Origin of the sequence: Acetoanaerobium pronyense, assembly GCF_017874355.1 — a bacterium.
Lineage (GTDB): Bacteria > Bacillota > Clostridia > Peptostreptococcales > Filifactoraceae > Acetoanaerobium > Acetoanaerobium pronyense.
The window spans coordinates 19,310-37,346 of record NZ_JAGGLI010000030.1 but is presented as its reverse complement, the minus strand read 5'-3'; the positions used below and the strand labels follow the sequence as shown (position 1 = coordinate 37,346).

The window sequence follows — 18,037 nt, the reverse complement described above, 5'->3', positions numbered from 1 at the left end:
CCTCCGGTTGGGATATTTGTTTTGTGGTAATTCAATTATACCAAAACCAGATGGTTTCATGCTTTTTTATTGTCAATTATTATTGAATTTTCAAGATTCATATATAGAATTTCATGTGCGAAGTTTTAGTTATTTATTAAAGACAAGCTCTCTTAAGTTTCCATTTAATATATATCCCATTCCGGTAGAGATAATCATTTTCTTTTGATAATTTAGTTCATTTATATTTTTTTGAAAAACTAATCCTCTTTTTCCCATTCCATTGAGCGTTTTACCGCTTTTTTCCAGCCCTTATATAGTTTTTCCCTTTTTTCATCATTCATACAGTTTGTAAACTCTTCATCTAGAGTCCATCGTTCCTTTATTTCATCTTGGTCCTTCCAAAACCCTACTGCAAGCCCTGCAAGATATGCTGCTCCCAAAGCTGTAGTTTCAAGAACCTTAGGTCTTCTAACTGGAACACATAATATATCTGATTGAAATTTCATGAGAAAATCATTTATAGAGGCTCCTCCATCAACCTTGAGGTCCTTTAGCTTTATACCAGAATCCTCTTGCATAGCCTCAAGTACATCCCTAGTTTGATAAGCTATAGATTCAAGAGTAGCTCTAACTATATGCTCTCTTTTTGTTCCTCTTGTAATCCCAAATATACCACCACGAGCATACATATCCCAGTATGGCGCTCCTAAGCCTGTAAAAGCAGGAACTAAATAAACGCCATCTGTGTCTTCCACAAGATTTGCATAGTATTCTGATTGAGCAGCATCATAAACTAGTCTTAGTTCATCTCGTAGCCACTGAATCGCAGCTCCTGCTATGAATATACTTCCTTCAAGAGCATATTCAACTCTATCTCCTATCCCCCAAGCAATAGTTGTTAGAAGTCCATTTTGAGATTTAATTAATTTTTCACCTGTGTTCATAAGCATAAAACATCCTGTACCATAGGTATTTTTGGCAGTTCCTGGCTCAAAGCAAAGCTGACCAAATAAAGCAGCCTGCTGATCTCCAGCATCTCCAGATATTGGTATTTCAGCTCCTCCAAATGTACCCTTGTCTGTATAACCGTATATATAACTAGATGGCTTTACACTTGGAAGCATAGAGCTCGGAATGTCTAGCTCTTTTAAAAGTTCTTCATCCCACTTCAAATCCTTTATATTAAATAGCATTGTTCTTGAAGCATTGGAATAATCTGTCACATGAACTTTTCCTCTTGTAAGATTCCAAATCAGCCACGTATCTACATTTCCAAATAAAAGCTCTCCTTTTTTCGCCTTTTCTTTTGCTCCTTCTACATTATCAAGTATCCATTTTATTTTTGTTCCAGAAAAATATGCATCTATTACAAGACCTGTCTTTTCCTTTACTTTATCTTCAAGCCCTTTTTCCTTTAAATCATCACAGATTTGTGCGGTTCGTCTGCACTGCCATACAATAGCATTGTATATAGGTCTTCCTGTGGATTTATCCCATACGATTGTAGTTTCACGCTGATTTGTGATTCCGATTGCAGCTATCTCATCAGTCCTTACTCCAACCTTTTCTATAACTTGCCTTGCCGCTCCACTTTGAGTTCCCCAAATCTCCATTGGGTCATGCTCTACCCAGCCAGGTTTTGGATAAATTTGAGTAAACTCACTTTGGGATGTCCCTAAGACTTCTCCATCTTTATTAAATATTATGGCTCTTGAGCTTGTAGTTCCTTGATCTAGGGCAAGTATATACTTTTTCATTATAAAAGCCTCCTATTATATACATAGTATTCAAAAAATAAAAATAGAGAAACCGCCTTAACGACTCTCTCTTATCTCCTGTCATTAACTCTCAACTTTACAAATTATTTTCATAAATTTTATCCTATTGAAGTTCTTTTGTCAAACGATTTACTAATCAACAAAAGAAATAGTTAAATAATTCACACTATTGTTTGCAATTGAATATATCTAAATATTATAGACTCATAAATTGATGCTTCTAAAAATTCTTCTTGGGTATAGTCTTTATATACAATATTTTAGGGGTGGTAAGTATGAAATCTAAAGGCATGAATTTTTTGCTCAAATCCTTTATCTTTCTTTTGATTTTCATATCAGTTTTTTTGTTTTCATTTTCTTTATCATTTTATTTTTCCCATAATTATTTTCTTGAGCCTACTGAAACTGTCAAGCTAAAAGGCGCTAAAAACCTACTTCAAAGCATAGATATAATCCATCCTACCGAAAATGAATCTGACATTGAAACAGAAGCGGCCGGTATTGAAGGTTATAAAGAGGGCGATTCTGAAAAAACAAATTATGTAAAAACTCCTTAAAAATATCTAGACAATATCAAAATAACCATTTATAAGAATGGTTATTTTTTTGCATTTATTCCCAATTGATTTCTAAATTAGATAAAATCTTTCCTTTTAAATTATATTGTCTAGAAGTTTAAATTAACATAATATTACGAAACATTCCAATAAGATTGATATTTTTTTATTAAAGTTTTATAATGAATATATATTAATATATATTCGAATTTATATTCAAAATCCAGGAGGGTAATTTATGATTATTCAAATCTGTATTGGAAGTGCCTGTCACTTGAAGGGTTCTTATGAGGTTATAAGCAAGTTTCAAAGCTTAATCAAAGAAAGAGATTTAATTGATAAAATCGAGCTTAAATCTTCATTTTGCCTTGGAAACTGTGCTAATGCAGTTTCTGTGAAGATTGGAAATAACGATGTAATATCAATTTCTCCAAGTGATGTGTCTAATGTTATAGATAGGATTGTCAAAGAAGGTGAGTTTTAGTGAGATTTTTAGAATTCGACAAATCAAAGTGTGACGACTGCTTTAAATGTCTTAGAGCGTGCCCTACGAATGCTATATCATTTGTGGGAGAAAAAAGAGATATTATAGATGAGCTTTGCATTAAATGCGGACTCTGTCAATCTCACTGTACCCCTGGAGCGTTAAAGATTCATAATGATGTCCCTTTAGTTAAAAACCAAATCAGACTGGGAAGAAAAGTAATAGCATCGATTGCACCCTCATACGTTGGAGTATTCAATCTTGACCATCCTCATCAAATGGTTTCTGCACTAAAAAAACTAGGTTTTTATAAGGTTGAGGAGACTGCCTTTGGAGCAGAAATTATCTCTAGGCTCTATGAGGAGGAAGTGACTAAAGCACATGAAGGAAATATAATTACAAGTTGCTGTCCTTCATCAAACTATCTTATAGAAAGATACTATCCTGAGCTCATCGATGATGTGATTCCAGTAGTATCGCCTATGATAGCACATGGAAAAATAATCAAAGAGGTTGAAGCAGATGATCCCTATGTGGTGTTTATAGGACCTTGCCTTGCTAAAAAAGCAGAGGCTGAAGATGTAAAAAATGCAATTGATTCTGTAATTACTTTTAGCGAACTTGATGAATGGCTAAGAAAAGAAAATGTAAATTTTCACGCTCTATCTCCTCAGAATTTTGACAGGATATCCTCTTCTAGAGGACAAGCATACCCCCTTGGGGGAAGTCTTTTTAAGTCTGATTTAAAGTCTAGGTTTAACGATGACTTCAGATACATGAAAGTTGAAGGAATAGATCATTGCAAAGAATTTTTAGAGGCAGCCAAAAGAGGGACTTTAAAAAATTATTGCGTAGAGATAAATATATGTAACGGCTCTTGCCTGAACGGACCAGATCTTCCAAAAGGATGTCCAAATTTTTATGAAAGAGAGCAAAAGCTTCATAGCTTTGTTGAGTCTCAAAATGTTGTTGAATTTGAATTGCCAGAGTTTAAGGTGGATCTTCATAGAACTTTTTATGATAAATCTATCACCCTTACCCCTCCTCCAGAAGATTCAATAAGGGAAATACTCTGGAAGATGGGAAAACAATCAGAAAAAGACTTGCTAAACTGCAATGCATGTGGCTACTCTACATGTCTTGATAAGGCAGAGGCTGTATTTCATGGCTTTTCTGATATTAATTACTGTATGGCATTTTTAAAATCAAAGGCGGAAAGCATGCAGTCTGTAATATTCAATAACTCTCCAAATGCAATCTGCATAATGGATGAGCATATGTATATTATTGAAGTAAACTCAGCCTTTAATAAAATATTCAATCCTCAAAGAATAATCACTAAGAATATGCCTATTGATGCTTTTGTAGACAATGGATTTTTTATGGAAGCTCAAAACTTTCAAGGAGATACCTTTAGCAGAAAATTTAAGCTCCAGTCATTAAATAAAACATTTTTTGGAAATATAGTAAAGCTAAATTCCGAAAAAATAATTGTAGCAATAATGACTGATATGACTAATGTAGAAAAAAGTCAGGAAGAACTGATGCATGTGAAAGAAAAAACCCTTATAGCCTGTCAAGAGGTTATAGACAAGCAGATGAGAGTAGCACAAGAGATAGCAAGCCTTCTTGGAGAAACGACCGCAGAAACCAAGATAAACCTGAACAGACTTAAGCAGATTGTTCTTGAAGATTAGGAGGGATAGAGTTGCTTAAGAAAAATAGACCCTATGTTGATATAGCATCTTATAGTTTAAATAAAAAAAATGAAGAACTCTGCGGCGATAAAATTGAAATATTTCAGTCAGAACAAAATACAATAATAGTACTTGCAGATGGCCTTGGTAGTGGTGTAAAGGCAAATATATTAGCTACTCTTACTACAAAGATAGCACTTACGATGCTAAAAAAAGGTGAATCACTTGAGGAGACAATAGATACTGTAATGAATACACTGCCCGTATGTCAGGTGAGGCAGATAGCATACTCTACCTTTGGAATAATAAAAATAGACAAGGATTTAAACTGTACAGTAATCGAATATGACAACCCACCAATCTTCTTTGTAAGAGATAAGGCACTTGTTAATTTCAAAAAGGAAGAGCGTTATTATGGAGGAAAAAAAGTCCTCTTATCCTCATTTCCTCTTTTGGAAGGAGATTTTATAACCTTAACAAGTGACGGTGTGATTCATGCAGGCGTTGGAAATATACTCAATCATGGATGGGAATGGTCTCACGTATCCGAATTTTTATGCAAGCAGGATTTGGTATCAGCAGACCAAATCACAAGAAGACTTATAGACACCTGCAACTGCCTTTATGGCAATCAACCTGGAGACGATACTTCCGCTGTAACAGTCAAAATAAGAAGGCCTAAAATAGTAAATATTTTTTCTGGTCCTCCAGAAAACCCAAGCCTTGATAAGCACTACACACATAGATTTATGAATCTAGAGGGAAGCAAGATTATTTGCGGAGGAACAACTGCCAATATATTTTCAAGGGAGCTTAAAAGAGAGCTAAAGACTTCACTTGACTATACTGACCCTACTATACCCCCTATAGCAGAGCTTGAAGGCTTTGACCTTGTAACAGAGGGAGTACTTACCTTAAAACGAGTGCTTGATTTATTAAAAAAGAGCAAAAATGAAAAAATGGATGATGCAGTCTTTAAGAAAGATGGAGCTAGTAGATTATACAAAATACTACTTGATGAAAGCACCCACCTTCAGTTTTGGATAGGAAACTCTATTAATCCAGCTCACCAAAACCCAGATTTTCCCCAAGAGCTTAGCATCAAAGTAAATGTAATAAAAGAAATCACAGAAGAACTAAAAAAATATAATAAGCAAATATCCTTAAAATATATATAAGAAGAGGCGATGAAATGCGTCAGTTTGAAAATGAAGTACAGCTTGTCAAATATCAGGTTCTTAAAGAGGTTGCTAGATTTGCTTTTGAAGGAACCCTTGAAAAATCAATAAATAAAATACACAGAATTGTAGATCCAGGTCCCGAACCTAGATTTAGATGCTGTATATATCATGAAAGAGCTATAACTAAAGAAAGAGTTCATATGGCCCTTGGAGGTACTAGGTTAATAAAAAATATAGTAGAAGTACTTGATTCTGCTTGTGACAAGTGTCTGGAAAACCGTTATGTTGTTACAGAAACCTGCAGAGGATGCCTAGCACATAGGTGCATGAAATCTTGCCCTGTAAAAGCAATTTCTATGATAAATGGAAAGGCCGTAATAGATTATAATAGCTGCATAGAATGCGGTAAATGCCAAAGCAGCTGTCCTTATGATGCCATAGCAGATGTAATGAGACCTTGCAAAAGAGTGTGTCCTACAAATGCCATATCCATAACAAAATATAAAAAGGCTGAGATAGATGATGAAAAATGTATTCAGTGCGGAGCCTGCGTCTATCACTGTCCATTTGGAGCAATACAGGATAAATCTCAGATTGTTGATGTGATAGATTCTCTTAGAAAAAAAGATTCTAACCTTTATGCAATAGTTGCACCTGCATTTGCCTCTCAATATAATTATGTTGACCTTGGTCAAGTAATCACAGGGATTAAAAAATTAGGATTCAAAGATGTGGTAGAGGTAGCTCTTGGAGCTGATCTTGTAGTTCAGGCAGAAACTGAAGAATTCATAGAAAACTCAAAAAATGGAATATTAACTACAAGCTCATGCTGCCCTGCTTTTGTAAACTATATAAACTACAAATATCCTAAACTTGAAGAAAATATATCCACAACAGTCTCCCCTATGATTGCTACTGCAAGACTCATAAAAAATATAGACAAAAATGCTACAGTAGTATTTATAGGTCCTTGTATAGCAAAAAAATCTGAAAAGGATAGATATAAAGCATCTGAAAATGTAGATTTCGTGCTTACATTTGAAGAAATGGCAGCTATGATTGATTCTCAGGACATAGATCTTTCAAGCCTAGAGTCTTCTCCTTTAAACAATGCATCTAGCTATGGACGAAACTTTGCATCAACTGGAGGACTTACATCAGCAATAGAAAATCATATTAAAAGCAGCGAGCTAGAAGCAGAGTTTAACCCTATAAAATGCGATGGAATCAATGAATGTGATAAATCCTTAAAGCTTGCATCAGTAAAGAGGCTCAATCACAATTTTATTGAAGGAATGGCATGTATAGGAGGTTGTATCAAAGGTCCAGTTACAATGCATCATGGAAAAGCAGATTTGAAAAGACTTAAAGAGTATTCAGAAGCTGCTATAGAAAAAACCTCCAAAGATGCAGCTAGAATATTTCCATTTGAGCAAATCAATCTTCATAGATAAAATGTAAACTCCCTTAAACCATCATATTAAATTCAATAATATAACTTCCGAAGTTTTTTCCAGTAAAAAATCCCCTTAAAACTGAAACTCATTAAGGGGATTTTGATTTTACTTAAACCTACATCCTTAAAGTAGCCTTTATTCTTTGTGGATTTAGGATAAGGTCTATTGCATCATTTATGTCCTTTGTTATTATATCTGCAGAAAAAATCGCCTTAACTGCACACCCTTCGTCTCCAATTACAGCTACAGAAAGTGCGCTTTCTTCAAACATCTCTACATCATTATTTCCATTTCCTATTGTCATAGTCACATCTGAGTCTATCTTATTTACAATCTCTCTCTTGCTAAGAGCAGCATTTTCCCCATCAAATATTTCAAGAGTAACAGGAAGTCCCTCACACTGCTTTTTTGCTTGATTATAAGTATCAGCTGTAAGTATATAAACCTTAATATCCATATCATTGAGCTTTTCGATTTTTTCTTCTATTCCATCCTTTAAAGTTCCGTCATGAGCAATAGTTCCATTGAAATCTAAAACAACATTTTCAATTTTCATCTTACCTTTTCCTGGAATGTCAATAGTTACCATTTTAAATTCTCTCCTCTTGAAATATATTAAGTATAGTGTTTCAAAATCAACTTATCATTACATAGCTCTACTTAATATTTATCCATACATAGAGATTACTAACATTTTATTTTTCTAAATTAGAGGTTTTTTCATCAAGCCAGTTAATAAGATGCTCTACAACCTCATCTTTATTTATTTCATTGAGCATCTCATGTCTACCTCCTTCATAGATTCGTAGAGTTACATCCTCTATTTTCAGCTCCTCTTTATACATGTTGTATATCTTCTTTACCCCTTCTGCATAATCTCCTACAGGATCTTCACTCCCAGAAAATAGATATATAGGTATATCCTTTGGTATTGACTTAAGATTTGACTTTAGAAAATTTTCATTCATCCCCTTGAACAAATAATGATAAGCCGAAGATGTAAATACAAAGCCTGTATCTTCATAGGACGAATAAAGCTGGGCCGCTTTTTTATCCCTAGTAAGCCACTCAGCACCATTTATCACCTTATCAATTCTTTTGTTAAATACTCTGTTAGTTATTTTGTTTATATATATTGCTTTTCTTCTTTCACCAAATATATCCACAGAAAGCTTTGCTCCAAGGCATAAAATAGTATTACCTGTTTTATTAGTGCCGCCTGTTCCTGAAAAAATAATTCCATTTAAGTTTTTTCCATAAACTTCAAGATACCTTAGTGAAAGAAATGAACCCATAGAATGTCCCAAAAGAAATAACTTTTCATCTTTGTGCTCATCCTTGATGATATCCGTAAGAGTCTTCATATCCTTTACCATTTTTAGAAAAACATCCCCTGACCCTAGATATCCGTATTCCTCCCATGCTGATTTCCCATGTCCTCTATGATCATTGATATATACTGCATAGCCAGCTCCTGCAAGCTTTAGAGCCGTCTCTTCATATCTCATCCCCTTTTCACACATTCCATGAGCCATTTGTATGACCCCTTTTAGTTTTTTCTTTGGAATCCAGCTATAATAGTATATATTTACATCATCTGAGCCCTTAAAGTAACTCTCTTTAAAATCAATCATCTCTACTTCCTCCTTTATTGTTTACATTATATTATTATCCATTTTTTCTTTCTTTAAATTTAAAACAGGTTTAACCTTTATGAAATTAATTATATTTTTTCTTATGCTATAATATCCTTAAAATCTTTTAAGGTGGTGATGATATGTCTATGAAGCTTCTAAAAGAAGGAGCCTCTCTATATGCAGTTTGGGAAGAGCTCTTGGCTCTTGGAATAAAACACTGCTTTACAACATCTACAGACAATATGATTTTGACTGAAGATAACAATATAGATACTCTAAAAGCAAACTACCAAAGAGCAAAAAAAATTTCAAGCTGTAAGTCCAAGGAAACATTTTTTACAATGCAGGTTCATGGCAAAAAAATTGAAACCATAAAAACTCTTGATGATGGAGAAAACTTTACTCTTGGCAAAAGATTTAAAGATACAGATGGTTTGATTACAGATATTAAAGATATTACTTTAGTTACCCAATATGCAGATTGCACTCCCATAACTTTATTTGACCAAAAGAAAAATATACTAGCCTCTATACATTCAGGTTGGAAAGGCACTACTCTTAAGATTATCGAAGAGGGAATAAGGCTTATGAAGCAGGAATACCTTTCAGACCCTGCTGATATCTATTGCTTTATTTGGCCTTCCATAGGCATTGATGATTTTGAAGTGGATAAAGATGTTGCTGATATATTCAAAGAAGGTTTTGATTTTTTTAAAGAGGTATCGTATACAAAAGGAAATAAGTTTCATATTGACATAAAAGAAATAAATAAAAAAATGGCTCTAAGAAACGGTATTCCCTTAGAAAATATTTTCGTAAGTGATATATCTACATTTTCAGACCCTAGATTTCATTCATATAGAAGAGACAAGGAATGCTCAGGAAGAATGTCTCTTATCTCTGAGATGTAAATGAATTTAAAACTAAAAAAATCCTAGAGTGTTTTATACTATATATTTAATATAGACAAAATACTCTAGGATTTTTTATTTATTTAGTATTATCTTTCCTGCTACCTCTCCTGCTGTATACCCTCCATTAATAGGCACTGTTGCAACAGGGATACCGCTAGGCATCTGGACTATAGATAAAAGAGAATCAAGACCATCAAGATTTTTTGTTTTTACAGGAACCCCAATCACAGGAATACATGTAAGCGCTGCCACCATACCCGGAAGATGTGCCGAGCCTCCAGCTCCTGCAATTATTACCTCTATCCCTCTATCCTTTGCATTTTTTGCATAATCGAACATTTTTTCTGGAGTCCTATGGGCAGATACAATATGCACCTCATAGCCTATACCAATATCTTCAAGAGCTTTTTTTGCACCTTCCATAACAGGATAATCAGAGTCGCTTCCCATTATAATTCCAACTTTCGGCATAATAACCTCCTTAATAAAGTCATCAACTAATTCATGTTATGATTTTTTTATACTTATTATTTTTAAATTATTTATAGCTTCCAGTGCTTTTTTTGAAGCCTCTTTCAGATTATCATCTAAGACAGTAATATGACCAATTTTTTTGTTTTTTCCAGTACTAAATTTTCCATAAAGGTGAATATACGCATTCTTTTCTTTTAATATATCTTCCATCCCTTTGACGCTATATTGCCCTATTACTTCATCTGTCCCTAAAATATTGGTCATTGCGCAAGGGGATAAAAGATTGGTAGAGCCAAGAGGCATTCCCGTTATTATTCTGATAAGCTGTTCAAATTGTGATGTAATGCATGCCTCATATGTATAGTGTCCTGAGTTATGTGGCCTTGGCGCAATTTCATTTACATATATTTCATGGTCTTTTCCTAAAAACATCTCAATACAAAATACTCCAACATCATCAAGTATATCCATTACCTCTTTTGCTGTATTTATTGCTTTTTCCTCAACCAAAGATGATATATCAGCAGGAGCAACTGTAAGGGTTAGTATGCTGTCTTTATGAGTGTTTTCAGCTATTGGGTAAAAGCTTACATTTCCCATCAAATCCCTTGAAGCAATTATAGAAAGTTCCTTTTCAAAATCTACAAGCTTCTCTGCAAAAAAATGCTCCTTTATAGAATCGTCACTCAGTTCATCTATGATTTCATCAAGCTTAGCTTTGTTTTTTATTACTATATTTCCTTTTCCATCATATCCGCCTGTGCAAGTCTTTAGTATCAGCTCGTCTCCAAAATCTTCAAATGTATTTATTATATCTAATTTTGAGTTCACTTTTTTTAGATTAGGAACCTTTACTCCTTTATCAAAGAGTAGTTTCTTTTGAATATATTTATTTTGAATCTTTTTTAAAGTATGTCCAGAAGGATAAACCCTATATCCCTCATCTTCTAGCTCTTTTAATATATCTGCATTTATATGTTCAAACTCAAAGGTAATTACATCTGTCTCCTTAGCAAGCTTTCTAATAGAATCCTTATCTGCAAATGAGGCTGTTATTTGCTCATCCGAAACCTGACCCGCAGGACAATTATATGTAGGATCTAGTATAGTCAAATGATATCCCATTTTTTTGGCTTCAAAAGCCATTAATTTACCAAGCTGTCCCCCACCCACTATTCCAATCTTAGAAGGAGGATATAAAACATTAGATTCATCTTTAGACACAAAATCACCCCATACTCTTCTTTTCTATAATATATCAAAAAAAAACAAAAAAATCTAATGCTTTCTAAAAATATATAAATAAAGTTTCTATTATTCTTAACCTTTTAGGCGTTTAACATAAAAATAGTTCGTATTTTGTCTTTGTTCACAAAACAATCATTTTATGTTATAATAACTATATAAAACTCGGGGATGTAATGGTCTCGACGAGGTTTTGAAGCTATAGGTAGCGAGTCGTGTAACTCCTCTTCATCACGTAAAACTGTGGGGAACCTTAAATTAAACGCAAACGATAATTACGCTTTAGCTGCCTAAGTCGCAGCTCGTTTTCACCGAGTAACCTACGCCTTGGATGAAAACGTCAACTAGTAGGGACCTGCTTTGGGGATATCTGGACCTAAAGTAGAATAATTCAGATGTAGCCAATCGGAAGCTTAGTATCTGGGGCGTCCAGAAGGCGAAATTCAAATTCAGATAATACACTCGTAGAAGCTTCTAGTGAATGGATCTCGGACAGGAGTTCGATTCTCCTCATCTCCACCAATTAATTTATTCAAGATAGCGATTAATATTACTGATGTAAGTATGCTGTGGTAAGCATACATGCCAAGACGGTGTTGTTATATAATGATACTTCTGTCTGGCTAACGTGATGTCAAGGGACAGCTTCCTGAGAACCAGGAGGAAATCTGTTATTTCGGACGATATTACGGGATACATCAATCAGTAATATTGGTCGCTATATTTGATTTATGGATAATTACCAGTTATCGCCAATTATTTTTCTTTTTTAAAAAATTTTTGTTATAAAAAAACAAAAGCGCTTTTTTGTGGTATCAATATAATAAAACTACAAACAGGGGTGTTTTTTATTGAGAAAATTTATTTATGCTGTGGACTTCTTTGATTATTGGTTAAGGATTAAAAATGTAGAGTGTGCTGAAAGTACTGTATATGGTTATAAAAATATCCTATACAATCATTTCATCCCCTACTTTCATAACGTAAAAATCAAAGATATTACATCAATTGATTTAGAGGAATATTTCGAGCATATACTGCACAAAAAATATAGAGGAAAAAATTTAACAAGACACACTGCCTCAAAACATTATGGATTGCTTAACCAAGCTTTTAAAAAAATGAAGCAACTGGATGTGATTAAAAAGAATCCTATGAAAAAAGTCATGAAGCCTGTAGATGATAAGGTTATGGTATATTCCATCTATACGGCTGACAAAATTTTTAATCTTTTAGATATCCTTGATGGAATGAAAATTGATATTCCAGTTTGCCTTGCTGGCTTCTTAGGATTACGTCGTGGTGAAGTTGCAGGGTTAAAGTGGAAAAATGTATTTTTTGACCAAAGATATATTCAAATTAAAGATACAAAAACAGTAGTTGGTTGCAATATAATTCAAAAGGATTCTCCAAAGAGTAAATCCGCTGTAAGAAAAATATACCTTCCTGATTTTATTTTATTTAAATTAAAACGTGAATACATAAGACAGAAAGAAATAACTTTAAAAACAGGAGTAGAATTTGAGTATGTTATGCAGTGGGATTGTGGAAAAGAGTTTAGGCCAAATTATATTAGTAACTGCCTAAAAGAGACTTTGGAGAAACATAGTCTCCCTCATATACGTTTTCATGATCTTAGACATTCATTTGCTAGTATTGCAAATGAAAATAGAGTGAGCTTACATGATATATCTTTAGCTCTTGGACATTCAGAAGAAAGAACGACCTCAAAAATATATATCCATACTTTTGATGATTACAAAAAAAGTACTGTACTAGCTGTATATAAAAATATAATGCAGGAAAATTCTAAAAAACTTAATTCTGCTATTTAATATTTTTCAAAAAAATAATAAATCACAAATCCATTTTTCGCAGAAATGAATTAGTGATTTATTACTTAGTACAAATAAATTTTCGGTACATTCATTATACCATAAAGTTTATTAAATTTGAAAAATATTTATTAAAACTTCATACAATTAATTCTTTTAAAAGTGATACTCATTTGTGTATCACTTTTTTTAATTTCAAAATAAATTTTCGGAGGATAAAATATGAAAAATTTAATGAATATATTAAAGACATTTCCAAACATTATTTATATAGATATCCCTAATTTAGAAAAAAACAAAATTTTGTTTTCCCCTATTTCTAAAAAAGGAGGAAGCAAAAATGTTTAACCAAAAGAAATTTTCAGTAAACGATATATATCAAAATTCTTTCCATCAAATACCTACCTTTTTCTTTTTAGATGAATTTCCCAAAGTATGTGATAAAGCAATTATATTATATTCGATTTTGAAAAGTAGATATGAACTTTCAGTCAAAAATAGATGGTTTGATAAAGATGGAAATGTATACCTAATTATGAAACGTGAACAAATGGAAAAAATTCTGCGCTGCTCTGATAAGACTATAACGAAATGCATTAATGAGCTAAAAGAATACAATTTATTAATTGAGGTTAGACAAGGAAAAGGACGTCCAAATTTAATATATCTAACTTATCCCGATATAGACAAAATAATAAAAGAAAATCAAGACGAGGATTTAATTGATTTTAAAGAATTAGATAATGTTGATGACTCTAATGAGATTATAGAAAATCTCTCTGAAAAGGACGATTCACATCAACCCCTTGCAAATACTATGAACCGTAAAAGTTACGATTCAACTCAAAGCATTGAAAACACTATAAAGTATAAAAATAGTACATTATCAGAAAAACACGAAAAAAACCAATTAAAAAAACCACCCCTTGAAACCGTTGAAAACACTATGAACCGTAAAAACTCCGGTTCTAGACCCGTAAATATTACGACTCTTAATAGATATATAGATAATAATATAAATAAAATATATAATCATTCCTTCATTCAAAAAGAATTAGACAAAGAACATGACAAAATAAAAAATACCGAAGGAATGAACGAAAGGAAATATAAAAATATTCAAAATCTCGAAAAAGAAATAATCAGTGATAAAACTAGAGATTTAAATGAGCATATAGTTAAAGACAATATTGACTATGAGCTTCTACTCGAAAAAAACGACTCCGATATCGTAAACGATATTACTGAAATCCTTGTCGATACAGTATCTTCTACGAAAAGAGACTTCAGAATAAATGGTTGTAATACCTCTGCAAATCTAGTTAAATCTAGGTTTTTAAAGCTAAATCATATGCATATAGAATTTGTAATTGACTGCCTTTCAAGAAATACTACTGAAATTAGAGATATTAGATCTTATCTCATGACAACTCTCTACAACGCTCCAAATTCAATGAATCTGTATTATAATTCAAAAACTAACCATGACTTAAATCATTAAATTAAGCTTATTGTTTTTAACATTTTGGCTGAAAGTAATCCAGTGTGTTAATTTTTTGTTTTAAGATACTTTTGATTCATTGACATATTTTGGTATTATATTTTGTAAAAAATCTTATTAAAACTAAAAATAATGACTTTTACGAATGTTTTGATTTTAAAGGAGATGGTAAAATGAGTTTCATCTGTAAAAAATGGATTCCACCCTAACAACATTTTCCTAAAAATTCAATCTGAAAGAAGGTGAAATTTTGAATCAAGAAGAAACGTTGAGAGATGCTCTTAAAACAATCGAAGATAGCTATAGAACTACAAGAAAGCTAGTTCATCACACAGAAAAGCCTATAAAAAAAATCTATGGTCTAACTTTAAATGCCATTGATATTACTGGTGAAGTCCTAGTTAAGCTCTTTGAAAAACTTTTAAATAAAGATATTCCATGGAAAACTAACGCTAAAAATTTAAAATTCCTGTATAAAAAAGGAGTTCCCCTTTCGAGTAACGATTGTGATATCAAGGACCTACAGTTATTCCAAAAAATAATGAAAAACCATGAAGTTGATTATTCAATCAAAAAAGATTATTCAACACCGGGTAGGTTTAACCTTTTTTTCCTAGCTAGGGATGTTGAGCTTATAGAGAAAGCTCTAGAAAGATTTATTGTGGCAGAAAGACTTCAGAGCAATGAAAAATCAGACTTTATCAAAGAACAAAGTATAGAGCTGTCGGATAATCTGGAAGAAGTGAAAAATAAAATGGATAAACTAGAAAATCAAATTGAAAACGATAAAAACCCTAAAGAAAAAAAAAGACATGAAGAAACACTAAAAATCTATCAAGAGCACTATAAAAATTTAAGTAAAAACGACCTTAAAAGAGCAGAAAAAATAGAAAGAGTCCCTAATTCAAAAGAGAAAGAAAGCACTATTTTGAAACTAGAAAAAGCCAAAGATAAAGCTAAAGAAGCTAATCTAAGTAATGAGAAAGTAAAAGAAAAAAAGCAGGAGTTAAGTCTATGACAACTTTTGAAAAGATTGGAAAAGAAGTTAAGGCTGATATTAATAATGCACTTTCCAGTATGGACAATAGAAAACTAATACTTATGTCTCTTCCCTACTTAATCATTTTCTATATTTCAAATAAAATTAGCTCACTTTCACAAAAAATCGGATTATTAAACGCTCTTTTAAATTTTGAAGATGCCTTTTCTTCCCTTCTCCTTAGTTTTAATTCCAAAGATTTATTAATTGGAATAACTACTACAGGAGTTTTTTTTATGCTTATTTGTCTCAGAAAACTAGATAAGAAAAAATTTAGACAAGGAAAAGAATATGGCTCTGCTAGATGGGGAACTCGAAAAGAGATACTTCCATATGTTGATGTTAAGCCACGAAATAATATCATTTTGACAGAAACAGAAGCACTAACATTAAACCCCTATTCTCTCCCTGGAAAGCCTAATCACACAGCTAGAAATAAAAATGTTTTGGTAGTTGGTGGCTCTGGTTCTGGAAAGACTCGATTTTATGTCAAACCAAATATTATGCAAATGCATAGTTCCTATGTAGTTACAGACCCAAAAGGTACTGTCCTTCTCGAAGTGGGAAAAATGCTATCAAGAGGTAGGCCAAAATTTGATGAAAAAGGGAAAGTCATATTAAAAAATAATAAACAAATGTACGAGCCTTATAAAATTAAAGTTCTAAATACTATAAACTTTAAAAAATCTATGCATTACAACCCCTTCGCCTATCTTAAAAAAGAAAAAGACATCTTAAAACTCGTTAACACAATAATTTTAAATACAAAAGGAGAAGGCGAAAAATCCAGTGAAGATTTTTGGGTAAAAGCTGAACGACTTTTATATACTGCTTTAATTGCTTATATCTTTTACGAATCTCCTGATGAGGAAAAGAACTTTAATACGTTAATTTCAATGATAGATGCTTCTGAGGTTCAAGAAGATAATGAAAGTTTTGTAAACGGAGTAGATATTTTATTTACAGAACTTGAAACCGGAAAAGATTATATAACAGGCGAAATTATAGAAGACCCTAAGCCTAATCACTTTGCCGTAAGACAATATAAAAAATATAAATTGGCAGCAGGGAAAACTGCAAAGTCTATATTAATTTCTTGTGGAGCTAGACTTGCCCCTTTTGATATTGAGGAACTTAAAGAAATGCTATCAAAAGATGAATTAGAGCTAGATAAGCTTGGCGATACTCTTACATCACTCTTTATAATAATTTCTGACACTGATACAACCTTTAATTTTATAGTGGCCATGTTATACACTCAGCTTTTTAATCTTTTATGCGAAAAAGCTGATGACGAATATGGAGGAAAACTGCCCTATCATGTTCGTTGCCTTTTAGATGAATTTGCAAATATTGGCCAAATCCCAAATTTTGAGAAGTTAATTGCAACCATGCGTTCCAGAGAAATATCAGCATCTGTTGTTCTTCAATCAAAGAGTCAACTTAAAGGTATATACAAAGACCACGCTGATACTATCGAAGGAAACTGTGACACCACATTATTTCTTGGCGGTAAAGAAAAATCCACCTTAAAGGACCTTGCCGAAATTCTTGGAAAAGAAACTATAGACCTATATAACACTTCTCAAAATAGAGGCCAACAACAAAGCTATGGACTTAACTATCAAAAGGTTGGAAAAGAGCTTATGAGTCAAGATGAAATAGCAATACTGGATGGAGGAAAGTGCATTATGCAGCTAAGAGGTGTTAGACCATTTCTTTCAAGAAAATATAATATTAAAAACCACGAAAACTATAAGCTGCTTTCAGATTTTAATAAAGACAATGAATTTAATGTAGAAAAATATATTAAATTAGAAAGGATAAAAGCTAAGAAAAATAATATTGCTAAAAAAGAATATGAAATTGGAGCTACTTCCACAAAGCAATTTGAACTTTTTTTAAAAAGAATATAAAAAACAAAGGAGAGATTATTTATGGAATTTTTTAACAGTGCAATAGAAGCATTAAAAACACTTGTAACAGCTCTTGGAGCAGGACTTGGAGTATGGGGAGTGGTAAACTTACTTGAAGGATATGGTGGAGATAACCCAGGAGCGAAATCTCAAGGTATAAAACAGCTTATGGCAGGCGGTGGAATAATACTTCTTGCACAACAAGTTATCCCTAATTTAGCAAACTTATTTTAGTTTTACTTGTTCTATTTTCAAAGGTGAAGAAGTTCTAACTAATCCATAAAAACTAAGAGCTTCTTCATAAATTGGCTAAATTTAAATTAATATCAAAATCAAAGAT

General features: G+C 32.5%; 17 protein-coding genes and 1 other RNA gene. 13 read left to right on the top strand and 5 right to left on the bottom strand.

What is annotated here, in order from left to right; all coding sequences use genetic code 11:
- Positions 1 to 239 precede the first annotated feature (239 nt).
- Entirely contained in the window at positions 240 to 1,739 is a 1,500-nt protein-coding gene (gene glpK / locus J2Z35_RS11610; protein ID WP_209661557.1) for a glycerol kinase GlpK, read from the bottom strand.
- A 296-nt stretch (positions 1,740 to 2,035) separates the two neighbouring features.
- Here glpK and J2Z35_RS11605 point away from each other — a divergent pair, with 296 nt between their 5' ends.
- The 5 genes from J2Z35_RS11605 (at position 2,036) to J2Z35_RS11585 (ending at position 7,133) form a co-directional block, all read left to right on the top strand.
- The gene (locus J2Z35_RS11605; RefSeq protein ID WP_209661556.1) at positions 2,036 to 2,317 is read left to right on the top strand and encodes a hypothetical protein; all 282 of its coding nucleotides are present in this window, start codon (positions 2,036 to 2,038) and stop codon (positions 2,315 to 2,317) included.
- A gap of 238 nt (positions 2,318 to 2,555) precedes the next feature.
- The gene (locus tag J2Z35_RS11600) at positions 2,556 to 2,801 is read left to right on the top strand and encodes a (2Fe-2S) ferredoxin domain-containing protein (RefSeq protein ID WP_209661555.1); all 246 of its coding nucleotides are present in this window, start codon (positions 2,556 to 2,558) and stop codon (positions 2,799 to 2,801) included.
- Positions 2,801 to 4,498, top strand: coding sequence for a [Fe-Fe] hydrogenase large subunit C-terminal domain-containing protein (locus J2Z35_RS11595; RefSeq protein WP_209661554.1), 1,698 nt, complete (start codon positions 2,801 to 2,803; stop codon positions 4,496 to 4,498). Before J2Z35_RS11600 ends, J2Z35_RS11595 begins: the two co-directional genes overlap by 1 nt.
- Positions 4,499 to 4,509: 11 nt before the next feature.
- A complete protein-coding gene (locus J2Z35_RS11590; RefSeq protein WP_209661553.1) occupies positions 4,510 to 5,676 on the top strand; it encodes a SpoIIE family protein phosphatase in 1,167 nt (388 codons plus the stop codon).
- Between the two features lie 14 nt (positions 5,677 to 5,690).
- Positions 5,691 to 7,133 carry a 4Fe-4S dicluster domain-containing protein gene (locus J2Z35_RS11585; protein ID WP_209661552.1) on the top strand — a complete coding sequence of 481 codons (1,443 nt, stop codon included), beginning with the start codon at positions 5,691 to 5,693 and terminating at the stop codon, positions 7,131 to 7,133.
- A 118-nt stretch (positions 7,134 to 7,251) separates the two neighbouring features.
- On the opposite strand, the gene J2Z35_RS11580 is transcribed toward J2Z35_RS11585, so the two are convergent.
- A complete protein-coding gene (locus J2Z35_RS11580; protein ID WP_209661551.1) occupies positions 7,252 to 7,725 on the bottom strand; it encodes an HAD family hydrolase in 474 nt (157 codons plus the stop codon).
- Between the two features lie 106 nt (positions 7,726 to 7,831).
- Positions 7,832 to 8,770 carry an alpha/beta fold hydrolase gene (locus J2Z35_RS11575; RefSeq protein WP_209661550.1) on the bottom strand — a complete coding sequence of 313 codons (939 nt, stop codon included), beginning with the start codon at positions 8,768 to 8,770 and terminating at the stop codon, positions 7,832 to 7,834.
- A 143-nt stretch (positions 8,771 to 8,913) separates the two neighbouring features.
- On the opposite strand from J2Z35_RS11575, the gene J2Z35_RS11570 reads away from it, so the two are divergent.
- Positions 8,914 to 9,684, top strand: a complete 771-nt coding sequence (locus J2Z35_RS11570; RefSeq protein WP_209661549.1) for a polyphenol oxidase family protein — start codon at positions 8,914 to 8,916, stop codon at positions 9,682 to 9,684.
- Between the two features lie 75 nt (positions 9,685 to 9,759).
- Here J2Z35_RS11570 and purE read toward each other — a convergent pair whose 3' ends face one another.
- Both purE and J2Z35_RS11560 read right to left on the bottom strand, forming a co-directional pair.
- On the bottom strand, positions 9,760 to 10,158 hold the full coding sequence (gene purE / locus J2Z35_RS11565; protein ID WP_209661548.1) for a 5-(carboxyamino)imidazole ribonucleotide mutase: 399 nt from the start codon (positions 10,156 to 10,158) through the stop codon (positions 9,760 to 9,762).
- A 36-nt stretch (positions 10,159 to 10,194) separates the two neighbouring features.
- Positions 10,195 to 11,385 carry a 5-(carboxyamino)imidazole ribonucleotide synthase gene (locus J2Z35_RS11560; RefSeq protein ID WP_209661547.1) on the bottom strand — a complete coding sequence of 397 codons (1,191 nt, stop codon included), beginning with the start codon at positions 11,383 to 11,385 and terminating at the stop codon, positions 10,195 to 10,197.
- A gap of 188 nt (positions 11,386 to 11,573) precedes the next feature.
- Here J2Z35_RS11560 and ssrA point away from each other — a divergent pair.
- From ssrA to J2Z35_RS11530, 7 genes are all read left to right on the top strand, one after another.
- Positions 11,574 to 11,928: a transfer-messenger RNA gene (gene ssrA, locus J2Z35_RS11555) on the top strand.
- A gap of 329 nt (positions 11,929 to 12,257) precedes the next feature.
- Positions 12,258 to 13,241, top strand: a complete 984-nt coding sequence (locus J2Z35_RS11550) for a tyrosine-type recombinase/integrase (RefSeq protein ID WP_209661546.1) — start codon at positions 12,258 to 12,260, stop codon at positions 13,239 to 13,241.
- 222 nt (positions 13,242 to 13,463) lie between these two features.
- Positions 13,464 to 13,589, top strand: a complete 126-nt coding sequence (locus tag J2Z35_RS14805; protein WP_281063643.1) for a hypothetical protein — start codon at positions 13,464 to 13,466, stop codon at positions 13,587 to 13,589.
- Positions 13,582 to 14,742: a DUF6017 domain-containing protein gene (locus J2Z35_RS11545; RefSeq protein WP_209661545.1), complete on the top strand. Its 1,161-nt coding sequence runs from the start codon at positions 13,582 to 13,584 to the stop codon at positions 14,740 to 14,742. The genes J2Z35_RS14805 and J2Z35_RS11545 overlap by 8 nt, the downstream gene beginning before the upstream one ends.
- Before the next feature lie 250 nt (positions 14,743 to 14,992).
- Positions 14,993 to 15,760, top strand: a complete 768-nt coding sequence (locus J2Z35_RS11540) for a DUF3801 domain-containing protein (RefSeq protein ID WP_209661544.1) — start codon at positions 14,993 to 14,995, stop codon at positions 15,758 to 15,760.
- 59 nt (positions 15,761 to 15,819) lie between these two features.
- Positions 15,820 to 17,697 carry a VirD4-like conjugal transfer protein, CD1115 family gene (locus J2Z35_RS11535; protein WP_245330879.1) on the top strand — a complete coding sequence of 626 codons (1,878 nt, stop codon included), beginning with the start codon at positions 15,820 to 15,822 and terminating at the stop codon, positions 17,695 to 17,697.
- A 21-nt stretch (positions 17,698 to 17,718) separates the two neighbouring features.
- Positions 17,719 to 17,931, top strand: coding sequence for a Maff2 family mobile element protein (locus J2Z35_RS11530; protein ID WP_209661542.1), 213 nt, complete (start codon positions 17,719 to 17,721; stop codon positions 17,929 to 17,931).
- Positions 17,932 to 18,037 lie beyond the last annotated feature (106 nt).